16 protein-coding genes are annotated in these 22784 nt (G+C 41.9%); 3 read left to right on the top strand and 13 right to left on the bottom strand.

Translation table 11 applies throughout. The annotated features are described in order from the left end of the window. Positions 1-103: 103 nt before the first annotated feature. Positions 104-391: a YtxH domain-containing protein gene (locus ACW6QP_RS13695; protein ID WP_457911434.1), complete on the bottom strand. Its 288-nt coding sequence runs from the start codon at positions 389-391 to the stop codon at positions 104-106. Positions 392-530: 139 nt separating this feature from the next. After that, positions 531-2741 carry a bifunctional alpha,alpha-trehalose-phosphate synthase (UDP-forming)/trehalose-phosphatase gene (locus ACW6QP_RS13690; RefSeq protein WP_457911433.1) on the bottom strand — a complete coding sequence of 737 codons (2211 nt, stop codon included), beginning with the start codon at positions 2739-2741 and terminating at the stop codon, positions 531-533. 96 nt (positions 2742-2837) lie between these two features. On the opposite strand from ACW6QP_RS13690, the gene ACW6QP_RS13685 reads away from it, so the two are divergent. After that, on the top strand, positions 2838-4637 hold the full coding sequence (locus ACW6QP_RS13685; RefSeq protein ID WP_457911432.1) for a glycoside hydrolase family 15 protein: 1800 nt from the start codon (positions 2838-2840) through the stop codon (positions 4635-4637). A 3-nt stretch (positions 4638-4640) separates the two neighbouring features. Here ACW6QP_RS13685 and ACW6QP_RS13680 read toward each other — a convergent pair whose 3' ends face one another. From ACW6QP_RS13680 to ACW6QP_RS13645, 8 genes are all read right to left on the bottom strand, one after another. Then, positions 4641-5699 carry a mechanosensitive ion channel family protein gene (locus ACW6QP_RS13680; RefSeq protein ID WP_457911431.1) on the bottom strand — a complete coding sequence of 353 codons (1059 nt, stop codon included), beginning with the start codon at positions 5697-5699 and terminating at the stop codon, positions 4641-4643. Positions 5700-5835: 136 nt separating this feature from the next. Beyond that, positions 5836-7650, bottom strand: coding sequence for an acyl-CoA dehydrogenase family protein (locus ACW6QP_RS13675; RefSeq protein ID WP_457911430.1), 1815 nt, complete (start codon positions 7648-7650; stop codon positions 5836-5838). A gap of 120 nt (positions 7651-7770) precedes the next feature. After that, on the bottom strand, positions 7771-8961 hold the full coding sequence (locus ACW6QP_RS13670; protein ID WP_457911429.1) for an acetyl-CoA C-acyltransferase: 1191 nt from the start codon (positions 8959-8961) through the stop codon (positions 7771-7773). A gap of 117 nt (positions 8962-9078) precedes the next feature. After that, positions 9079-11484, bottom strand: a complete 2406-nt coding sequence (locus ACW6QP_RS13665; RefSeq protein ID WP_457911428.1) for a 3-hydroxyacyl-CoA dehydrogenase NAD-binding domain-containing protein — start codon at positions 11482-11484, stop codon at positions 9079-9081. 66 nt (positions 11485-11550) lie between these two features. Continuing rightward, complete coding sequence (locus ACW6QP_RS13660; protein WP_457911427.1) at positions 11551-12003, bottom strand: MarR family winged helix-turn-helix transcriptional regulator; 453 nt, start codon at positions 12001-12003, stop codon at positions 11551-11553. A 190-nt stretch (positions 12004-12193) separates the two neighbouring features. Next, the gene (locus ACW6QP_RS13655; RefSeq protein ID WP_457911426.1) at positions 12194-13975 is read right to left on the bottom strand and encodes an AMP-dependent synthetase/ligase; all 1782 of its coding nucleotides are present in this window, start codon (positions 13973-13975) and stop codon (positions 12194-12196) included. Between the two features lie 201 nt (positions 13976-14176). Continuing rightward, positions 14177-17869: a phosphoribosylformylglycinamidine synthase gene (gene purL / locus ACW6QP_RS13650; RefSeq protein ID WP_457911425.1), complete on the bottom strand. Its 3693-nt coding sequence runs from the start codon at positions 17867-17869 to the stop codon at positions 14177-14179. 74 nt (positions 17870-17943) lie between these two features. Then, on the bottom strand, positions 17944-18501 hold the full coding sequence (locus ACW6QP_RS13645) for a lamin tail domain-containing protein (protein WP_457911424.1): 558 nt from the start codon (positions 18499-18501) through the stop codon (positions 17944-17946). Positions 18502-18621: 120 nt separating this feature from the next. Here ACW6QP_RS13645 and ACW6QP_RS13640 point away from each other — a divergent pair, with 120 nt between their 5' ends. After that, positions 18622-19182: a DUF4377 domain-containing protein gene (locus tag ACW6QP_RS13640; protein WP_457911423.1), complete on the top strand. Its 561-nt coding sequence runs from the start codon at positions 18622-18624 to the stop codon at positions 19180-19182. Here the strand turns inward: ACW6QP_RS13640 and ACW6QP_RS13635 are convergent. Continuing rightward, complete coding sequence (locus ACW6QP_RS13635) at positions 19172-20389, bottom strand: RsmB/NOP family class I SAM-dependent RNA methyltransferase (RefSeq protein ID WP_457911422.1); 1218 nt, start codon at positions 20387-20389, stop codon at positions 19172-19174. The two genes, ACW6QP_RS13640 and ACW6QP_RS13635, sit on opposite strands and share 11 nt — an antisense overlap. Positions 20390-20515: 126 nt before the next feature. Between ACW6QP_RS13635 and ACW6QP_RS13630 the strand changes: the two genes are divergently transcribed. Continuing rightward, complete coding sequence (locus ACW6QP_RS13630) at positions 20516-21571, top strand: WD40/YVTN/BNR-like repeat-containing protein (RefSeq protein ID WP_457911421.1); 1056 nt, start codon at positions 20516-20518, stop codon at positions 21569-21571. Between the two features lie 92 nt (positions 21572-21663). Here the strand turns inward: ACW6QP_RS13630 and ACW6QP_RS13625 are convergent, their stop codons facing one another. Both ACW6QP_RS13625 and ACW6QP_RS13620 read right to left on the bottom strand, forming a co-directional pair. Next, a complete protein-coding gene (locus tag ACW6QP_RS13625) occupies positions 21664-22128 on the bottom strand; it encodes a hypothetical protein (protein ID WP_457911420.1) in 465 nt (154 codons plus the stop codon). A 3-nt stretch (positions 22129-22131) separates the two neighbouring features. After that, the gene (locus ACW6QP_RS13620) at positions 22132-22764 is read right to left on the bottom strand and encodes a hypothetical protein (protein WP_457911419.1); all 633 of its coding nucleotides are present in this window, start codon (positions 22762-22764) and stop codon (positions 22132-22134) included. Positions 22765-22784: the final 20 nt, after the last annotated feature.

The following is a 22784-nucleotide window of genomic DNA, read 5'->3' as shown; positions in this document are numbered from 1 at the left end:
AGCTTTCATACCATGAAAATAATACTATCCTGAATTATTTCCAATAAAAAAGAGACTGCCTTTTCAGACAGCCTCTTGTTATTTAGTTTAAAAGGCAGCTTTATTAGCTGGCTTTCATTTCGTGTACCTGGGCTTTAGTCTCGTGAACTTTAGCCTTGGGTTTAGAGCTTGTTAAATTAGCTTTAGATCGGTCTTTAAGGGCTTTAGCCTTGTTGCTTATTGAATCTGAAAATCTGTTCCAGCTTCCTTTGGCATCTTCCAGATAATTATCTCCGGTTTGAGCGATAGATTTACGGGTGTCTACTCCTTTTTTAGGAGCGAAAAGTACTCCAAGAGCTGCACCGGCAGCTGCGCCTGATAATAATCCTACTAGCAATTTTCCTGCTTTCATCGGTTTAAGTTTTAAATTATTGGTTCAATTTTTCTTTGAAGTAAAATTACTTGAAAGGCCGATTGTCGCCATAATTTTGGAGTTAAGTTATACATAAACTTTGTGAAGGATTCCAAAGATTTTTAACAAAATTGGCTGATTATATCTCTGCAAACCTCTTAAGAAGATGCCGAACCCTATCGGTATCTTCAACATAATAGCGGGCACTGGTTTTTTTAATTCCTACTTTAACCGTGTAGGCATCTTCCGGAAGTTCAGAAAACATATATTCATCTGTCCAGTCATCGCCAATGGCAAAGATGAAATCGTATTCATTGGAAACCAGTTTTTTGGTAGCGGCTTTGCCTTTATTTACCCCGCTGCTTTTTATCTCCAGAACTTTATTACCCTCCAGCACGCTAAGGCCGTGATTGGAAATGAGTTCCTTGAGTACCGAAGCCAGTTCGCTGGCTCTAATTTCTCCCAGTTCTGGATCGGCCTTGCGATAATGCCAGGCTAAAGAATAGTTTTTGTCTTCTATAAAGGTTCCTGGGGTGCGGTCTACGAAATTTTCAATCACAGGTCTTACCGCTTCCATCCAGTCGCTTTTTACATTTTCAGACAACTCCCATTCTTTGTTCTTATCACGCATCCAAACCCCGTGTTCTGAAATTAGATCTACGGGAATTTCCTGCCACCAGGTTCCCAAAGTATCTTTATCCCGGCCGCTTATGAGAATTACATCGGTATTTTCCTGTTCATTGAGTTGTGCTACCAGTTCGATAAGTTCGGCATCTGGTCTTGCTTTCTCGGGTTTGTCGGTGAAATTCACCAGGGTACCATCATAATCCAAAAACAACACCCTGCGATTTGCATTTTTATAAGTGTTTAATATTTCTTCTGATAGGTTCCTGGAAATTCGGGTGGCTTTTACTGCATCACGGTTTTCCCTGGTATTGCGAAGGGAATTCATAAAATCGGTAGCCCATTTTTCAACGCTGTAGCGTTTTAATCGTTTTTGAAGCAATTTGTTTCTTTGTATTTGCTCTTCTTCTGGCATTTCTATAGCCTGCTTTAATGCAGAGGCGATTTGCTCAAAATTATTAGGATTGATAATTAAGGCTTCATTCATCTCGTGGGCAGCTCCCGCCATTTCACTTAAGATTAATACCCCGGTATGATTGGTTCGCGTGGCGATATATTCTTTAGCCACCAGGTTCATACCATCCCGAATTGGGGTAAGCAGGGCAATATCACAGGAGGTATAAAGGTCTATAAGATTATCAAAAGGCATAGACCGATAGAAATACCAAATTGGCGTCCAGCTAACGGTTGAAAACTTTCCGTTAATACGGCCTACCAGTTCATCGATTTCCCGCTTCAGTAACTGATATTGAGGTACATTGCTACGCGAGGGTACGGCAAGCATCACAAGTCTCACCTTTTCAATATATTCCGGGTTTTTTTCCAGAAAATATTCAAATGCCCTTATTCTATGTGCGATTCCTTTTGAATAATCCAACCTGTCTATACTTAGAATAAGTTTGGCATCGGGCGTGGCCTTTAGATGGTGGTCTAGCCTGCGCTGTAATTCAGATTGGTCTTCTGCAGTATTTTCGAAATGCTCGAGGGCCGCTTTTTCAAATTTGTTGTAGTCTATTCCCATAGGGAAACTGTCTACCTTCACAATTCTGTCTGGCAGGGTGATTTTGTTGAAATCTACCTGATGTCTAAGAATGCGACTTACGGCGCTCAAAAAATGCCGTTCATAATCGTAGGTGTGAAATCCAATAAGATCGGCACCCAACATTCCTTTTAGTACCTCATCGCGCCAGGGCAGGGTTCTAAAAACCTCGTATGAAGGAAAGGGAATATGATTAAAAAACCCGATAACTGCTTCCGGAGCCTGCTGGCGAATCATATCGGGCACCAACAGGAGTTGGTAGTCGTGCACCCAAATTTCATCACCTTCAGTATAATGCTTTAAAACCTCATCGGCGTATTTCTGATTCACCTGCCTGTAGATTTCCCAATATTCCTGTTCGGCCTCGGTATATTCCATAAAATAATGGAACAGTGGCCAGATGGTGCGATTACTGAAACCGTAATAAAAGCCGTCTATTTCATTAGAAGTTAAATTAACTGCAATGCATTTTTCTTCTTTGGCTTTTTGGGCTACTTCATCCAGTAAATTTTCTGGAATTTCTTCTTCGGTTAAACCACTCCAGCCAATCCAGATGCTATCACCCGCCTGGTGAAAAGATTTAAGGCCGGTAGCCAATCCTCCCACGCTGGGAGTCACTTCCAGATTATTGTTTTCTAAATTAATTTGTAAGGGTAAACGGTTGGAAATTATAATGGTTTTACTCATAATTAAATGCTAATGCTGTTGCTGCGAATTTGATTTTTATTAAATTTCCGAAAATCGTAGCACACAACCTCACATTTAAAAGAACTTTAAGACTCTATGGATAACCTCGATTATGGTATAATTGGAAACTGTAAAAGCGCTGCTCTCATCTCAAAAACCGGGTCTTTAGACTGGTGTTGCCTGCCTAATTTTAATTCGGAAGCAATTTTTGCCAAAATTCTTGATGAGGCTAAAGGGGGGAGCTTTGAGATTATTGTCGATGATGCATACAATATTTCACAGGAATATCTCTGGGAAACCAATATTCTAAGTACGGTTTTCGACAACGGGACCGATGCTTTTCAACTTATAGATTTTATGCCTCGTTATCAAAGAGAAGACGGCAGTTTTTACGCTCCGCCAGATGTGATTCGGTTTTTCAGGTTGCTGAAGGGAAAACCAAAATTTAGAATTAAATACGATCCCAGGCTTAATTTTGCCCGGGAGAGTACCTATACAGATCATAAGCTCTCTTATCTGAAGAGTTATACTAAAAAGGGAAAATATGACTCCTTGTATTTCTATTCGAGTTTAGATCTTCAATCTATCCTGGATGAGGCAGAGATCACCTTAACCTCCAATGCGTATTGCTTGCTAGGCTATCATGAAAAACTGGTCACCCAATCTTTAGATCGTTGCTATCTCAAATTTCAGCGAACCAAAACCTATTGGATGAACTGGAGTGCCAAGACCACGAGGTATTCAGAATATTCGAATGAAATTATGCGAAGCGCACTTGTACTTAAGGCTTTAAGTTTTAAAAAATCGGGTGCGGTTTTGGCGGCAGCTACCACCTCATTGCCTGAAACGATTGGCGAGGAGCGTAACTGGGATTACAGATTTTGTTGGATTCGCGACGCCTCTATGGTGATAAAGGTGATGGCCGGGCTGGGCCATATGGAATCGGCGCAGGAGTTTTTACAATTTATTCTTGACCTAATTCCCGATAAGGATGAGAAAATACAGATTATGTATGGGATAAACGGTGAAAAAGAACTCACCGAGCATATTCTGGATCATTTGGATGGGTATAAGGGTTCTAAACCCGTACGTACCGGAAACGCCGCTTATATTCAGAAACAAAACGATATCTACGGAATTTTGATGGAGGTGATCTACCAACAATTTTTGCAGTTTGAAACCTCTTTAGAAAATTCTGAAGAACTCTGGACCGTGGTTCGCGGTATCGTGAATATTGTCGAGGAGCACTGGCAGCAACCCGATAAGGGAATTTGGGAATTGCGTACCGAAGACCGGCATTTTGTATTTTCTAAATTACTCTGCTGGGTGGCCGTAGACCGGGCTATTAAAATAGGAGAGGTGCTGCGAATGGGCGTAAATGATACCAAATGGAAATCACTTAGGGCCGAGATCTATTCAGATATCTACAATAACGGTTGGAACGATGAAATTGAAGCCTACACCCAATCTTATGGCTCCAAAGACCTGGATGCTTCTACTTTGTTAATGGAAGCATACGGATTTATTGACGCCCGTGATCCCCGTTTTGTGAAAACCGTACAGGCTACCGAACGTGAACTTTGTAAAGATGGGCTTATGTATCGCTACAAAAACCGTGATGACTTTGGAGAACCAACCTCTTCCTTTACGATTTGCACCTTCTGGTTAATCGACAGTTTGTATAAAATTGGAGAACGCGATAAGGCAAAGAAAATGTTCGATCAGTTACTAAGTTACAGCAACCATTTAGGGCTGTTTAGTGAAGATATAGATTTTGAAACCAAGCGTTTGCTGGGGAATTTTCCGCAGGCTTATTCGCATTTGGCGCTCATTGAAACCGCCGCTAATTTTAGTAAAGGCCTTGGTGTTGAAGAAGATATGCCAACCGCATTTTAAAATTTACTGATCTTTTCCTGAGCTATCTTCATTCTCAATGCTAATACGGGTACGGGGAAGACTTTCCGGATAATTTTTCTGAAGAAATTCCAGGAGTTTTTCCCGAACATAAACCCGAAGTTCCCAGGCCGTACCACTGTCTCTGGCGCTCATAAGAGCTCTTATTTGTACCGTTTTTTCTGTGGTATCGGTGACCTGCAGCACGTTTACCTTGCCATCCCAATGTTTGGACGCCTTGAGCAACTTTCCAAGTTCTTCACGCAGGGCTTCAAATGGTACCCGGTAATCGGTATAAATAAATACGGTGCCCATTATTTCTGAAGAATTCCGGGTCCAGTTTTGAAAGGTGTTTTCGATGAAAAAAGTGGAGGGAACCACCAACCTGCGTTGATCCCAAATTTTTACCACTACATAAGTGAGCGTGATTTCTTCAATGCGACCCCATTCCCCATCAACAATTACCACATCATCAAGGCGTATGGGTTGGGTAATGGCAATCTGTATACCTGCGAGCAAAGTACCAATCGCTTTTTGAGCCGCAAGCCCAATTATAATCCCTGCTATCCCGGCCGAGGTCAATAGGCTTAGACCTATAGATCTTATGCTGTCAAAACTCATTAGCGCAATTCCAACCGCTAAAAGAATGATGATGAATATGATGATATTCTCCAGGATCATAAACTGGGTATAAACCTTTCTGGCCTTTAGATTATCCTGTGTGGAAACATCATATCTTTTAAGCATTCGGTTTTTAAACACTCGAAGCAGGCTTATGATTATCCAGGTGATACTCAAGATAAACCCCAGAATACTTAAATGCCGGGCTATTTCATAACTGGTATCGAATCGGAAAACTTTGCTTAAAACGGCCAGCTGCAGGAAAAGTGAAATTAGAAATACAACCAGGGGTACCCGAATGCGTTTGGCAAAGCCAACCGGGAGAATGTTACGCGGATCTTTTCCAATTTTTTTAAGCAGGAAAAATATAAAAGCAAATCCCGCTACAACAAAGAGAATACCGGCAATTAAAGCATAGAGGATATTGATTTCTGCTTCTGGCATATGTTACAACTACATTCTAAAATTATTAAAAATCAATTGCCTGGAGAACCCTTTGATAGGAATTAAAACTATTTTAACCAAAAAGGCCATTCCCGGTTAAGGAAATGGCCTTTAAAAATTCAAAAAATGGACAATCTTAAAAAACGTATTTATTTTCTGAAGTAAGTTTCTCTGCAATGCTGTTTCTTAAAGCTACCACATTAGGCATATTTTCATATTTGGTGAAACGCTTTAAGCCCATAAGCATCATTCGTTGTTCGTCACCTTCAGCAAAAGAAACGATACCTTCTTTAGCTTTTTGGCTCACGGTCTCAACGGCGTGATACAGGTAAAGTTTCGCCATTGCGATTTGCTCTTTCTGGCTATCTTCTCCAAAGCGTTTTGCATTTTTCTCGGCTCTCAAAATTCCACTTTCGGCCATATAGGTTTCAATTAGAATATCTGAAGCCGCCAAAAGCAATTGCTGATGTTGTTCCAAATCTGGACCAAATTTCTGAACTGCGCTTCCGGCAACCATAAAAAACACTTTTTTCAGTTTTTTGATCATTTCTTTCTCTTCAGCGAACAATTCAGAATAATCTGGCTTGTCAAATGAAGGGATTCCGGTTAGTTCATCGGCTACAGCCTGGGCAGGTCCCAGAAGGTCTACGTGGCCTTTCATCGCTTTTTTAATGAGCATCCCCACGGCTAACATTCGGTTAATCTCGTTGGTTCCTTCATAAATTCGCGCGATTCGGGCATCTCTCCAGGCAGATTCCATCGGGGTATCGGCCGAGAAGCCCATACCTCCAAAAATTTGAATTCCTTCATCGCTGCAGTTCTGAATATCTTCAGAACAGGCCACCTTCAAGATAGAACATTCGATCGCATATTCTTCAAAAGTCTTTAATTCGGCATCGCTATGAGATTCCCCGTTTTCAAGACGCAGGTTAATTCTGTCCTCAATATTTTTAGCCGCGCGGTAATTTGCTGCTTCTCCAACCCAGGCTGAAGTTGCCATTTCGGCTAATTTCGACTTAATCGCTCCAAATTTGGCAATTGGGGTTTTAAACTGAACTCGATCATTGGCGTATTTCACAGCGACATCGGTTACTCTTCGTTGAGCGTCAAGGGTGGCTGAAGCCAGTTTAATTCGGCCCACGTTAAGCGCGTTCATCGCGATTTTAAAACCGTTTCCACGTTCAGACAACATATTTTCAACCGGCACCATAGTGTCATTGAAAAACACCTGTCGGGTAGAGGAGGAGTGGATTCCCAGCTTTTTCTCTTCTTCACCAAAAGTAATTCCGTTTGGATTCTCCTTGTCGTATTCTACTATAAAACCGGTAATGTATTTATCGTCTTCAATTCTGGCAAAAACGATAAAAACATCTGCAAATCCCGCATTGGAGATCCACATTTTCTGCCCGTTTATTTTATAGTGTTTCCCGTCTTGGGTAAGCTCGGCTTTGGTTTTTCCTGAATTCGCATCACTTCCGGCGCCAGGTTCGGTTAAGCAATAGGCTCCAAACCATTCTCCGGTTGCCAATTTCGGAACGTATTTTTTGCGTTGCTCCTCATTTCCGTAGAGTAAAATTGGCAGAGTACCTATCCCGGTATGGGCGCCAAAGGCAGTAGCAATAGACCCGGTTGCGCCCGAGATATAATCACAGACCAACATGGTTGAAACGAAGCCCATTCCAAGGCCATCGTAGTCTTCGGGAACTGCCACACCAAGGAAGCCCAGCTCGCCGGCTTTTTGCATTACCTCTTCGGTAAGGGCGTAATTTTTCTTTTCAAATTCTTCCTTTTTTGGCCAAACTTCGCGATCTATGAATTCCTTAACCGAATCCCGCATCATTTGCTGTTCTTCGGTGAAATCTTCAGGAGTAAATATATCTTCAGCTTTGGTATCCTTTACAAGGAATTGCCCACCGCGTAGTAATTCTTTTTTATTTTCTTGTGTTTTCATTTTTAAAGCCCCCTATCCCCCGAAGGGGGAAAACCTATTAGGAGGAAAATAGGATTTTAGTTCTTTTTTCTTAATTCTATTCAATAATTCCTCCCCTTTGGGGAGGCCAGGTGGGGCCCATTAAAAAACCTCATAAACTCCGGCGGCACCCTGCCCGGTTCCCACGCACATAGTGACCATGGCGTATTTATCTTTCAGGCTGCGTTTTTGCATTTCATCAAAAATTTGAACTGAAAGTTTGGCCCCGGTACAGCCCAGCGGGTGTCCCATAGAAATAGCACCTCCGTTAGGATTAACTTTTTCTGGGTTCAGCCCAAGTTCTCTGATTACGGCCAGCGACTGGGAAGCAAATGCTTCGTTTAATTCGATAAGTTCCAGGTCATCCTGCTTGATACCAGCCATTTTCACAGCTTTTGGAATAGCATCTACAGGACCAATTCCCATAATTCTTGGAGGAACTCCAACAGCTGTATAACTCACTAATCTCGCAATGGGCTCCAAATTAAGTTCTTTCACCATTTCTTCACTCATCACCATAACGAAAGCTGCACCATCGCTCATTTGTGAAGAATTCCCTGCAGTTACACTACCGCCCTCGGCAAAAACAGGTCGTAGTTTTCCCAATACTTCCTTAGAAGTATCTGCCCGCGGGCCTTCATCTTTATTTACCGTATAGGTTTTGGTTTGTTTCTTTCCATCTTTGCCCACAAATGTTTCCTCAACATCTATAGGAACAATTTGCTCCTGAAAGCGGTTTTCTTCCTGGGCTTTCAAAGCTTTTTGATGGGAATTGTAGGCAAACTCGTCCATATCTTCACGGGAAACCTTGTATTTTTCGGCTACAGCTTCGGCGGTGAGGCCCATTCCCCAGTAATAATCTTCATTACCTTCTTTGGCAACTTTATAATTTGGTACGGGTTTATAGCCTCCCATTGGGATATAGCTCATACTTTCGGCACCACCGGCGATAATACAATCGGCCATTCCACTTTGGATTTTTGCCGTGGCGATAGCGATGGTTTCCAGGCCTGAAGCACAATACCGGTTTACGGTCATTCCGGGGACTTTATCGGTTTTAAGTCCCATAAGGGAAATTAACCGGCCCACGTTTAGACCCTGCTCGGCCTCGGGCATTGCATTACCTACAATTACATCATCAATACGACTTTTGTCAAATTCGGGTAATTGTTTCATCATATATTCTATGGTTTCAGCCGCCAAATCGTCGGGCCGCTTAAACCTGAACACCCCGCGAGGAGCCTTCCCCACGGCTGTTCTGTATGCTTTTACTATGTATGCTGTCTTATTCATATTCTGCCCCCTAGCCCCCGAAGGGGGAATTCCTATTAGGGGTGGATAGGATTTTAATTCGACATTAATTTTTAAAGAACAATCTCTCCTCCCCTTCGGGGAGGCTGGGAGGGGGTTTTAATTTCTAAGCGGCTTTCCTTTCTTCAACATATGCTGAAGTCTTTCCAAAGTTTTTCGTTCTCCGGTTAGAGACAGGAATGCTTCCCGCTCCAAATCAAGAAGGTATTGTTCACTTACTTTTTGAGGTTCAGAAAGATCTCCCCCGGCCATTACATAGGCCAGTTTGTTGGCGATCTTTTTGTCGTGGTCGCTTATATATTTTCCGGCATTCATTTGGTCGGTTCCTACCAGGAAGGCACCCAGGGCCTGTTTCCCAAGCACCTTGATGTCGGTTCGGTGAATTGGTTGGGTATAACCGTTTTCGGCCATAAGCAAAGCGTGTTTTTTGGCAATAGCCAACTGCCTGTCTGGGTTCACCACCACGATATCTTTACCTTTCTGAAGAATGTTGAGGTCATAAGCCTCGTGTGCCGAAGTTGATACCTTAGCCATACCTATGGTCAGGAAATGTTCTCTAAGTCGGTTAAGCTCCACATCATCCTTTTCGTAGGTGTCGGCAGCTCTAACGGTCATCTCTTTAGATCCGCCACCACCGGGAATCACACCAACGCCAAACTCTACCAGTCCAATATAGGTTTCAGCAGCGGCTACAACCTTATCGGCGTGCAGAGAAAGTTCACAGCCACCACCAAGGGTCATTGCGTGAGGTGCGGCAACGGTTGGGATAGAGGAGTAGCGCATACGCATCATGGTATCCTGGAAGTATTTAATGGCCATATTAAGCTCATCATATTCCTGCTCTACGGCCATCATAAAGATCATTCCGATATTTGCACCAACAGAGAAGTTTTTCCCGTTGTTAGCTACTACCAGTCCCTGATAGTCTTTTTCGGCAATATCCAGGGCCTTATTTATGCCGTCAAGTACATCACCTCCAATAGAATTCATCTTACTTCTGAATTCCACGTTTAAAATACCATCACCCAGGTCTTCAACCACAACACCGCTGTTCTTGAAAACTTCTTTAGATTCGCGTATGTTGTCTAAAATAATAAACGCATCCTGGCCTGGAACTTTCACGTGTTCCTTCTTCGGAATATCGTAATAATAAGTATTTCCTTCTTTTACCTTATAAAATGATTCCTTTCCGCTTTCGAGCATTTCATTAACCCAGGCAGCAGGTTTTTTACCTTCAGCCTCAATAAGCTCCAGTCCTTTTTTTACGCCTACAGCGTCCCAAATCTGGAATGGCCCGTGCTCCCAGCCAAATCCGGCTTTCATAGCATCATCGATTTTGTAAAGTTCATCGGTGATTTCGGGGATGCGGTGAGATACATAGGCAAAAAGAGCTCCGAAGCTTTTACGGTAAAACTCTCCGGCTTTATCCTCGCCATTAATCAATACTTCAAACCGGTCTACGACATTATCTATAGATTTTGTCTGCTCCAGAGTAGCGAATGAAGCCTTTTTCTGATCGCGATATTCCAGGCTATCTAAATCCAGCGATTTAATAGTGCTGGAACCGTCGTCATTCTTTATTTTTTTATAAAATCCCTGTCCGCTTTTACTGCCGTACCATTCGTTATCCATCATGGTTTGAATAAAATCGGGCAGTGCAAAAAGCTCGTTTTCTTCATCTTCGGGTACACCTTTGTGCAGCCCGTTGGCTACATGCACTAACGTATCTAAACCAACCACATCTACGGTTCTAAAAGTGGCCGATTTCTGGCGTCCAATTACAGGACCGGTGAGTTTGTCTACCTCTTCAATGGTCATTCCCATATCTTTCACGGTATGGAAAAGACTCATAATGCTGTATATTCCAATTCGGTTTCCGATAAAGGCCGGAGTATCTTTAGCTACGACCGATTTCTTTCCGAGGAATTTTTCACCGTATTCATTTAAAAATTCAAGAACTTCAGGTTTGGTATCTGGCCCGGGAATGATCTCGAAAAGTCTTAAATATCGCGGTGGATTGAAAAAGTGGGTTCCGCAGAAATGTTTTCTGAAATCTTCGCTGCGGCCTTCATTCATTTGCTGAATTGGAATTCCTGAAGTATTCGAGGTGATTAAAGTTCCCGGTTTTCGGTGTTTCTCAAGGTTTTCGAAAACCTGTTTTTTGATATCCAGACGCTCTACTACTACCTCTATAATCCAGTCTACTTCAGAAACTTTTGAAATATCATCTTCCAGGTTTCCTGTTTGAATTCGGCTGGCAAATTTTTGATGATAAATAGGAGAGGGTTTCGATTTTAGAGCGCTTTGAAGAGATTCATTTACGATTCTATTGCGAACAGATTTGTCTTCTAAACTAAGACCCTGTTTCTTCTCTTTGTCATTTAACTCCCCGGGAACTATGTCCAGCAGGAGCACTTCTACGCCAATATTGGCAAAGTGACAGGCAATCCCGCTCCCCATAATTCCGGAGCCAATTACCGCCACTTTGTTGATTCTTCTTTTCATATTTCTCGTCTGGTTTTACTAAAAGGTTTTCGTTTTTATTCGTGTCCTGGAGATTATAGAGCTGAATTATTTCAGCGGAATATCCTCCTTATAAATTTTCTTCTCTGCGATGAGGTCCAGGATAGTTTGGGCCACTTTTATAAAGGTTTTTAGATTTTCTTCTGAAACCGATTCTTTTACAGCTTCGTCAAATCGCAACACCACCTTTTTGGAATACTCCCTCATTTCCTTACCAAAATCGGTGAGATTTAACAACACACTTCTCCCGTCTTTCGGATTCTTTCTTCGTTCTATAAGACCTTTGTCTTCCATAGTTTTTAAAATTCTGGAAAGGCTGGTGGCCTCCATTCCCATTTTTGGACCCAGGGAAGTAGATGGGGTGCCTTTTTCAGGATCTATACTTAAAAGAGCAAAGCCGGTCGCCATAGTGCTGCCCGCCTTTCCTGCTTCTTCATTATACATTTTGGAAACCGCCATCCAGGTGGCTCTCAGAACATAATCTATGGTTTTTTCCTTCATTTTGAGGTCTTGAATCTCAAAGTTACTAAAAAATATTATGCACGCATAATAAATTAAGCTAAATTTAAAAATCCATCGCTAATCCTTTAAATTTAAATGAATTGCATAAAAAAACTCCCCGATTTCGGGGAGTTTAACTTGAAATTAATAAATTATGAGGTAGACCTTATAATCGGGAAATATTTATAAATTAAATATGTCCATAGATTTTGTTATACTTATCTATGTAGATTTCTTTGATATTTCGGCGTTTAAGTTTCATAGTAGGAGTGAGGTGCCCTTCTTCAATTCCCCAAACCTCCGGGGTTAGTTCGATCACCTTTATTTTCTCCCATTTTCCGAATTTTTCATTGTAGAAATCAACTTCTTCCTGAATTCTTTGCTTTACCTGGTCGTTTTCGGAAATGGCTTTATTAGAGCCGTCACCAAGGTCGATATTTTTGCGCTTGGCCCACTCCTGAAGGAATTCAAAATTTGGCTGGATCAAAGCTGCAGGCATTTTTTCTCCATCTCCAATCACCATGATTTGTTCTATAAACCGGGATTGCTTCATCGTATTTTCGATGATTTGAGGAGCCACATATTTTCCTCCTGAAGTTTTGAACATCTCCTTCTTACGGTCGGTGATTTTCAGGAAGCCGTCTTTGTCGAGTTCCCCAATATCTCCTGTATGAAAATATCCGTCTCCATTAATTACCTCTTTGGTCTTTTCAGGTTCTTTGTAGTAGCCCAGCATTACATTAGGACCTTTACAAAGAATTTCACCGTCTTCGGCAATTTTCACCTCTACGTTTTCAATTGGTTTTCCAACAGTTCCAATTCTAAAGTTATAGTTTCGCTGGTCGTTTACGGCGATTACCGGTGAAGTTTCGGTAAGCCCGTAGCCTTCCATTACCGGAATTTCAGCAGCCGCAAAAACTCTTGCCAGCCTTGGCTGCAAGGCAGCCGAACCTGAAACTATAAGTTCTATATTTCCGCCAAGACCTTCTTTCCATTTTGAGAAAATAAGTTTTCGCGCAAGGGATAAGCGGGTTTCATACCACCAGCCATTGGCCCGGTAAGGTTCAAATTCCAAACCTAATTCTACCGCCCAGAAGAATAATTTCTGCTTTATTCCTCCAAGATCAGATCCCTTTGCGATGATTTTATCATATACTTTTTCCAGCAATCTTGGTACTGCCGATATCACGTGCGGTTTTACTTCCTTTAAGTTATCGCTTATCTTTTCGATAGATTCAGCAAAATGAATAGATACCGAATAATATTGATATAGATAAAGAATCATTCTTTCAAAAATGTGACATACCGGTAAAAAACTTAGTGATACATAAGTACCCACTTCAAACGGAACCCGGGTAGCACTGCCAATCACGTTACTTACAATATTATTATGAGAGAGCATCACCCCCTTCGGTCTTCCGGTAGTTCCTGAAGTATAGATTAAAGTAGCCAAATCTTCAGGTTTTACAGCCTCTTTTAATTTTTCTACCTCGTCCTGACTGGCTTTGTCTTCCCCAAGTTTTAAAACCTCAGTCCAATTCTTACATCCCGGGATCTCATCAAAACAGTAAACTTCTTTAAGTTGAGTGTTTTGCTGAATTTTACGAACCTTTTCCAACACCTCAGTATCTGATACAAAACAGTAAATCGCTTCACTGTGGTTGATTACATACTCATAATCTTCTTCAGAAATAGTTGGGTAGATAGGAACATTTTGAGCTCCGAGTTGCATAACCCCAATATCAACCACATTCCATTCGGTGCGGTTAGTTGTGGAGATCACTGCAATTTTATCATTGGGTTTTACCCCCAGGCTAAGCAACCCACGGCTAATGGCGTTGGCCTGATCTATATATTCCTGGGTAGAAAGAGCCTTCCATTGGCCTTTATATTTAGTTACTAAAGATTTCTCCAGGGGGAAATTTTCCTTTTGGTAATAGGGAAAATCAAAAAGTCTTGTTGGTTGATTCATTTGTTTGGAATTAGGATATGCCTTGCAAAATAGCAAAAAAGTGGTCTATTTCAAATTGATTTTTTAAAACAAGCTTGTTTTTTTAATGCATATTTAATTTTCTGTTACAGAATCGATGATTTTTAAGTCAGAACCGATAAACTTTTAACAAAAAATCCCGGTACTTATACAGTGCCGGGATTAAAAGTTTTGATTCAAATTTTATTTTTTAAACCACTCTCTTGCATTTACAAAAGCCTGCAACCAGGGAGAAACTTCATCTTTTCTTCCCTTAGGATAATGCGCCCAGTTCCAGGGGAAAGTTGAACGTTCCAAATGAGGCATCATCACCAGGTGTCTTCCGGTCTTATCGGTTAACATTGCAGCATTGTAGTGAGAGCCGTTTGGATTCGCAGGGTATCCCTCATAGCCATATTTGGCCGGGATGTCATACTTATCTTCTTCATAAGGAAAACTAAATTTCCCTTCACCATGTGCTGCCCAAATCCCCAGTTTGCTTCCCGCCATATTCGAAAGCATTACAGAGTTATTCTCCTGAATTTCTACTGAAGTAAAATTACATTCGAATTTATGAGATTCGTTATGCAGCATTTTTGGTTTCTGCTCGTGATCGGTATTGATTAGCCCTAATTCTATGAATAGCTGACACCCATTACAAACCCCCAGTGATAGAGTATCTTCTCTTTTGAAGAAATTCTCCAGGGCAGATTTTGCCTTTTCGTTATATAAAAATGCTCCGGCCCAACCCTTTGCACTTCCTAAGACATCTGAATTCGAGAAGCCGCCAACGGCAGCGATAAACTGAATATCTTCCAGATTTTCACGGCCCGAAATCAAATCGGTCATATGAACGTCTTTCACCTCAAAGCCGGCCAGGTGCATTGCCCTTGCCATCTCGCGTTCAGAATTCGAGCCTTTTTCACGAATGATCGCGGCTTTAATGCCTCCCCCGGGGCCTCCGAAGGAGGGGAGTTTTCCGGTAAAGTTCTCAGGGAATTTAAATTCCAGCGGCTGATTTTTATAATTTTCAAAACGCTCGGTAGCTTTGTCTATGCCGCTTTGTTTTTTATCTAAAAGGAAAGAGGTTTTATACCAAATATCCCTGAGCCCGGGGATATTAAAACTCAATTTTTCTCCGGAATTCTCGATGCTTAGCGTATCGCCCTCCACGACCTTACCAATTTTAAAGAATTCGATGTTATGTTCTTTCAAAATCGCTTCAGCTGAAGCATCTTGTAACTGAAATACAATTCCGCAGTTTTCGCTAAAAAGCAATTTAACCGAATCTTTTTCATTTAAAGAGGCTAGGTCCAGTTCAGCAGCCAGGTTCACATCAGCAAAACACATTTCCAGCAGGGTAGTAATAAGTCCGCCGGAAGCCACATCGTGCCCGGCAAGAATTTTACCCTCTCTCACCAGTTGCTGAATGCCTGCAAAGGCATCTTTAAACTTTTTGTCGTCTTTTATAGTAGGCACTTCATTGCCTACCTTATTCAGAATTTGAGCAAAAGAAGATCCGCCGAGTTTGAAAGAATCCTGAGAAAGGTTGATATAATAAATATCACCTCCATTTTTGTGTAAAACTGGTTCTACTACTTTGGAAATATCGTTAGAATGCCCGGCAGCCGAAATGATCACAGTTCCGGGAGAAATTACTTCGCCATCCTTATATTTTTGCTTCATCGATAGCGAGTCTTTCCCGGTAGGCACATTAATTCCCAGGGAAATCGAAAATTCAGATACCGCCTGTACGGCTTCATAAAGCCTGGCATCTTCACCTTCATTATTACAGGGCCACATCCAGTTGGCTGAAAGGGAAACCGATTTCAGACCTTTTTCAAGAGGTGCCCACACGATATTGGAAAGCGCCTCGGCAATAGAATTTTTAGACCCTGCTACGGGATCAACCAGGGCAGAGACAGGGGAGTGGCCAATAGAGGTTGCCACCCCTTCTTTTCCGTTATAATCCAGAGCCATCACCCCGCAATTGTTAAGCGGTAATTGTAAAGGCCCTGCGGTTTGCTGTTTAGCTACCCGCCCCGAAACACAGCGGTCTACCTTATTGGTAAGCCAGTCTTTACAGGCCACGGCCTCGAGTTGCAGCACCTTCTCTAAATATTCGTAAATTTTATCGGAAGCATAATGCACTTCTTCATAGGTTCTGTTCACTTTTTTATCGGTCATCACCGTTTTGGGAGAACTGCCAAACATATCGGCCAGGTCTAAATCCATAGGCTTCTGTCCCGATTTTTTTCCTTCAAAGGTGAATTTATGATCTCCGGTTACATCGCCCACTTCATACATTGGGGAGCGCTCCCTGTCGGCTACCTTCCGAAGAATTTCAAGATTGTTTTCACCTATTACCAGTCCCATTCGCTCCTGGGATTCGTTCCCGATAATTTCTTTGGCAGATAGGGTTGGATCTCCAACCGGAAGTGCATCCAGATCTATATTCCCGCCAGTTTCTTCTACCAGTTCGCTAAGACAATTTAAATGTCCTCCCGCACCGTGATCGTGGATAGAAACTATAGGGTTTTCTTCGCTTTCCACCATTCCTCTTATAGCATTGGCGGCGCGTTTTTGCATTTCTGGATTAGATCGCTGAATCGCGTTTAGTTCGATCCCGCTGCTGAATTCGCCGGTATCTGCAGATGAAACGGCTGCTCCACCCATCCCGATGCGGTAGTTCTCACCACCCAGCACTACGATTTTATCTCCTTTTTTAGGAATGTCTTTTTGCGCCTGTTCTGCTTTTCCGTAGCCTACACCACCGGCAAGCATAATCACCTTATCATAACCCAGGCTACGATTGTGCTCGGCGTGTTCGAAAGTTAAAACCGAACCAGCAATTAGAGGTTGCCCGAATTTATTTCCAAAGTCTGAAGCTCCGTTCGAGGCTTTTATAAGGATATCCATCGGTGTTTGGTAGAGCCATTCGCGCTCGGCCATTCCGTGTTCCCATTTCCGATCTTTATCGAGTCGGGAATAGGAGGTCATGTAGACAGCAGTTCCCGCCAGGGGAAGCGAACCTTTTCCTCCTGCCAGCCGGTCGCGAATCTCGCCGCCGCTCCCGGTAGCAGCCCCGTTAAAGGGTTCTACCGTAGTTGGGAAATTATGAGTTTCAGCCTTAAGAGAGATTACCGAATCGAAATCTTTATTTTCATAATATTCAGGCACATCGGGCTTTTTAGGTGCGAATTGCTGCACCCGTGGACCTTTTACGAAGGCTACATTATCTTTATAAGCCGAAACTATATCGTTGGGATTTTCTTCGGAAGTTTTTCTAATCATTTTAAAAAGCGACTCGCTTTTCTCTTCACCATCGATCACAAATGTTCCATTGAAAATTTTATGGCGGCAATGTTCTGAATTCACCTGAGAAAATCCGAATACCTCAGAATCGGTTAAATTTCTTCCCAGTTTTTTGACCAGGCCTTCAAGGTATTCAACTTCTTCGGCGTTTAGTGCTAAACCTTCCTGCTGGTTGTAGGCTTCGATATCTTCAATCTCAATAATAGGATTGGGATTAATGTGAATATCGAAAATATCCTGGTCGAGCACTTCATATTTTTGCGACAGCATCGGGTCGAAATCGTGAAAATTGCGGTCAACCTTCAGAAATTCTTCAATGCGTATGATACCTTTAATTCCCATATTCTGGGTGATCTCCACTGCATTGGTACTCCAGGGGGTAATCATCGCGGCACGGGGGCCAACAAAAAAATCTGCCAGGGCAGATTTGTTGAGTTGTTGGGTATTTCCAAAAAGCCAGTTAAGTTTAGTGATGTCCTGGGCCGTTAGGTTAGTATGCGTTTCTACAGCATAGACCCTGGCCGACTTGGTTCCGAAGAAAAGAATCATTCGAGTTGTTTTGTGTTGTTTGAGAAAGCACAAATTTAGGTTTTTTCGGGAGAATAAAAGAGGCCTGAGAATATAAAAATCCGGGTCTGCAATTTGCGTGATTATGCCTAATATTTTCCGAGGTCATTGGTAGTATTCATCTCAAAAACTTCCCATTCGCCAGCATCAAAATTTGTATTGGGCACCTGTGCACTTTTTTTGCGGCGAAGACTTAGATCCATTCCAAAATTTTCTGAATTATTAAATTCTCCAATCACATCGAGGAGGTTTCCATCTTTAAACAACCCAATAGGATCATTCCCATTAAAATCTAATGGAGCGCCATTTTTCAGAATATTGGCAGCTTCCAGGATATCTTCCAGGTCGCTGTTGGCATTGGCTATTACGAAAACATCTCCATCATTTAGCATTCCTTCGAGTTTAAATTCGCTCATCCAGTCTCCGCTGCCGTTTTGTTGTTTTTTGATGGAATAATTTGAGAGGTCCAGGCTGTTTCCGGTTAAATTTACAATCTCAAGGGCTTTGTTGAATGAGCTTCCTTCAATATATTCTGAAAAGAATAAATCTGAGGCCCGGGAACTCCCGTCTACCAGAAATTCCAATGCGGGATCCTCATCACTGCAGGCGATTAAAAAAATGAAAAAAATTAAATAGTAGTTTTTCATAAAGGCAAAATAGGTTAAAGCTTCAGGCTGAAAAACCCTATCCAAAAACCTGAGAAAAACCCGTATTTCAATACTCAGGAAAAGCTGTTAAATTGATGGAAACCAATTAAATGAAGTGTTATGAAATTTTATCTCTACTTACTTAGTCTGCTTTTAGGCAGTTGCACGATTGAAGCCGGGCCAGATCATAAACTCATCGACCTTCGGGTAAATCACTACAAACATACTGCGGTGGGTCTCGACCCTGTTATGGTGATGTTGGTACAGGAAAAAAATCGCATTGGAAATGACCAATGGCAATACCATTACGATGAGATTGAAGGTTTTACTTTTGAAATGGGTTATGTCTACGACCTAAAAGTTAGAAAAGTGAAAATCATTAATCCGCCGGCCGATGCTTCCAGCTTTGTGTATCGCCTGCACAGAATTCAAAGAAAGCAACAGGTGCCTGCAGGCGAGCAATTTCAAATATTACTGCAAAGATCCTTTGGGGAGGCAGGAGCCGAAAGTTATGTTACAGGTTCGCCGGTAGATGGCTTTTATATTCTTGACGAAATTAAAATTGAATGTGGCGCATTATGCGACAAATTAGAGGAAAAACTGGAAAGCGGTGACGAAATTACCGGAGTTTTTGAACATATCGATAATTTTAATCACCGCCTGGTGGGAATTATACCTTAGCTTTTTCGAGTAAAGCCATATAAAATCCGTCGTAGCCCGACTCAGAAGAAAGCACTTTTTCATCTTTGATGAGTTTAAAGTCTTTCCCTGCATCTGAATTCAAGAAAAACTCAACCTGCTGTTGATTTTCTGAAGGTAATACCGAACAGGTGGCATAGACCATTTTACCACCCGGTTTTAGAATTTTTGAATAGCGCTCCAGGATTTCTGCCTGGGTGCGCTTAAGATTTTCAATAAATTCGGGCTGAAGCTTCCATTTGGCATCGGGGTTTCGGCTTAAAACTCCCAGTCCGCTACAAGGGGCATCGATAAGTACCCTATCTGCCGTGCCATACATTTTCTTCACCACCTTGGTAGAATCTATAGGACGGGTCTCGATATTGTGTGCTCCCGCACGTTTCGCCCGGCGTTTGAGTTCTTTAAGTTTATTGCCATAAATATCGGTGGCGATAATCACGCCCTTATTTTCCATAAGTGCGGCCAGGTGTAAACTTTTACCACCGGCACCGGCACAGGTATCTACCACCCGCATTCCGGGTTCTACTTCCAGGAAGTGAGCCACTTTTTGAGAAGAGGCATCCTGCACTTCAAAAAGACCATCTCTAAAAGCCTGTGTTTTGAAGATATTAGCGCGCTCTACTAATTCTAAAGCCTCGGGATAGCCTTTAATATTTTTAGTTTCAAAGCCTTCCTCTTTTAAAATCGCCTGTAATTTGGCGGGGGTGGTTTTTAGAGAGTTAGCCCGAATTATTACGGGTGCCTGCTCGTTAAGAGCGTGGATTTCCTTTTCCCAAATTTTTTCACCTAATTCTTTTACTCCGGTTTCGTCTAACCAATCGGGGATAGATTCACGAATTTTACGGTCTTTGCTAAAACTGTCGAATTTTCCTTTAATTCGTCGGGTAGGGGTTCCTTCAAATTGTGGCCAGTCGGGCAGTTTGATTCCTCTTAATGTGGCCCACACGGTAAATAACCTAAACAGGTTTTCACGATCAAAAGGCTCTTTTACTTCGGCAATTTCGGCATATAAACGCTTCCAACGAACGATATCGTAGGTGGTTTCTGCAATGAAGCTGCGATCCCGGGCTCCCCAACGTTTGTCGCGTTTCAGGGTTTTCTCGATTACTTTATCGGCATAGGCTCCCTCATTAAAAATTTCAGAAAGTGCATCGATGGTCGCAAAAACCAGATTTCTGTGTAAGCGCATAATTAAAATTTAAGGCTGCAAAGCTAAGCTTTTTTGCCCGATAATTGTAAGTTATGAATGAGCAGCATAAATTTACCTGCCCGTTCTTTTAGGCTGAAAACTTTATCTTTGCCCCAAACTACCATTATGAAAAAGCTTCAACTGCTGGTCCTTATATTGCTTATTATTTCGTGTAAAAATGAAAAGGAAACTTCAACCGAAAACAGGATCAAAGAGTATACTTCCGTAGAAATTGAACATATTTTAGAAGATGATTCCTTAAGCATTCGGGCTATCGAAATTATTGGAAACAACCTGGCTTTTGCAGCAAATAATGGCACCTATGGATTGTACAATTCTCAAAACGGGCAGATGAAAACCGGGGTTTTAAAGGACAGTAGTTATGTACCTGAATTTCGTGCAGTAGCCAGTACTTCAGAAGATTTCTTTGTGCTTAGCGTGGGCAGCCCTGCCTTGCTTTACAAAACCGGAGATACCGGGGCGATGGAGTTGGTCTATAGGGAAAATGATCCTAAAGCTTTCTATGATGCTATGAAATTTTGGAATGATAAGGAAGGTATCGCAATGGGTGACCCTACCGGAAATTGTTTGTCTATAATCATTACCCGAGATGGGGGAAATAGCTGGGAAAAACTCAATTGTGAATCATTGCCAAATGCAATAGAGGGGGAAGCTGCCTTTGCAGCCAGCAATTCCAACATTGCCATACAGGGAGATAAAACCTGGATAATTTCGGGCGGGATGAGTTCGCGGGTTTATTATTCGGCCGATAAAGGAAAAAACTGGGAGGTTTTCGATACGCCCCTTGCGCAGGGCGAACCTACCAAAGGCGGATACAGCATAGATTTTTACGATGAAAACCTGGGAATTATAATTGGCGGAGATTACACCGCCCCAGAGGAAAACTCTGGCAATAAAGCGATAAGTATAGATGGCGGAAAAACCTGGCAGCTTATCGCAGAAGGGCAGGAGCCGGGTTATAAAAGTTATGTGGGCTTTGTTCCAAATTCTGAAGGCCGGCATTTGTTAGCTGTTGGTTTTAGCGGAATTTCCTACTCAAAAGATCAGGGGCATAGCTGGGAGCAGCTTAGCGGGGAAGGCTTTTATACTTTAAGATTTGTAAACGACTCTACAGCCTACGCCGCCGGCAAAGGACGAATCTCAAAATTAAAATTCAGGTAGGTGCTAAAAAAAGTATTCCGAACAGTATAAAACCATCCGGAACACTCGCTACTAACTAACCAAAAAACTAAATCTAAATATGAATTTTTAATTTATTCTTCTTCCTCGTTGTTTCTATTGTCATTCTCCTTTCTTGCCCGGTACTCTCTAATAAGCTTTTTGTGGAATTCATCTTCAAGCTTGTGTAGTTTAATGATATCCTGGGCAGAGATAATTTTCCTGAGATCTTCAAACAGCTGTTTTTTAATGATATACTCCTCGCGTTCAACCTGAACATATTCGGCTAACATTTCGTTGGCCTCTCTTTCATTAATACATTCTATACTGCCAAGGTCAATATGTTCGCGGCGATGCAATTCACGCTTTTTTTCTTCATAAGCATTATAGATAGGCCAGAATTGTTGTGCCGTCTTATTGCTTAGGTTAAGTTCCTGGGTAATAAAAGCCACCTTAAGCGCTTTTATCTTCTCCCGTTGTTTTTGCTTATCGGTATCCTGGGCAAGAGCCTGGAAAGAAAAACCGGCAAACATTAAAATTATAAGTAGGATATTTTTCATAGGTTATTCAAAAATATTATCGGGGTCTTCCATATTATCGTCCAGATATTCGAAAACAGCTTCAGAAGAAACCGAATTAAATTCGGTTTGGTCTATCACGTAGCCATCCTGAAACAGAAAACTCGATATCTCCTGTGTTGAAAAATCGATTCGGTTTTCTTCAATATAATCCTCAAGAATTGATAGCTCTATATTGTCCCAGGTAGTTACGGGATTATTGTTTAGAAACAATGAACCTCCCAGGGCCATAACGATAGCTGCAATCGCAGCGGCATAAGCTAAAATTTCCTTGTTGAAAAGCTGAACAAGTTTCCCCTGTTTTTTCTTCGGAAGTTTGGCCAACAGCTCATCCTCGAGATTTTCAAAATAAGCCTCAGGGGTTTTAAATCCTGAAGAGTTCACTGCCTCGAGAGCTTTAGGCTTAGCTGAAGAATTAGTCGTCAAATCAAGCAAGTGGGCCTCAAGATTCTCAAAGTAGTTTTCAGGAACTTTAAATCCGGAAGATTTTATCTCCTTAAGTTTATTGAATTCTGAAGAAGATTTCGGGCTTAATTCCATTAACTGAGAATCCAGCTCCTCGAAATAATTTTCCGGAACTTTAAAACCCGATTTATATGGCAAGCTGTTCTTTTTCATTTCTCTTTTGACTATTTTTT

It is taken from the genome of Salegentibacter haimaensis, from assembly GCF_054121495.1.
This window is presented reverse-complemented; position numbering and strand designations above follow the sequence as displayed.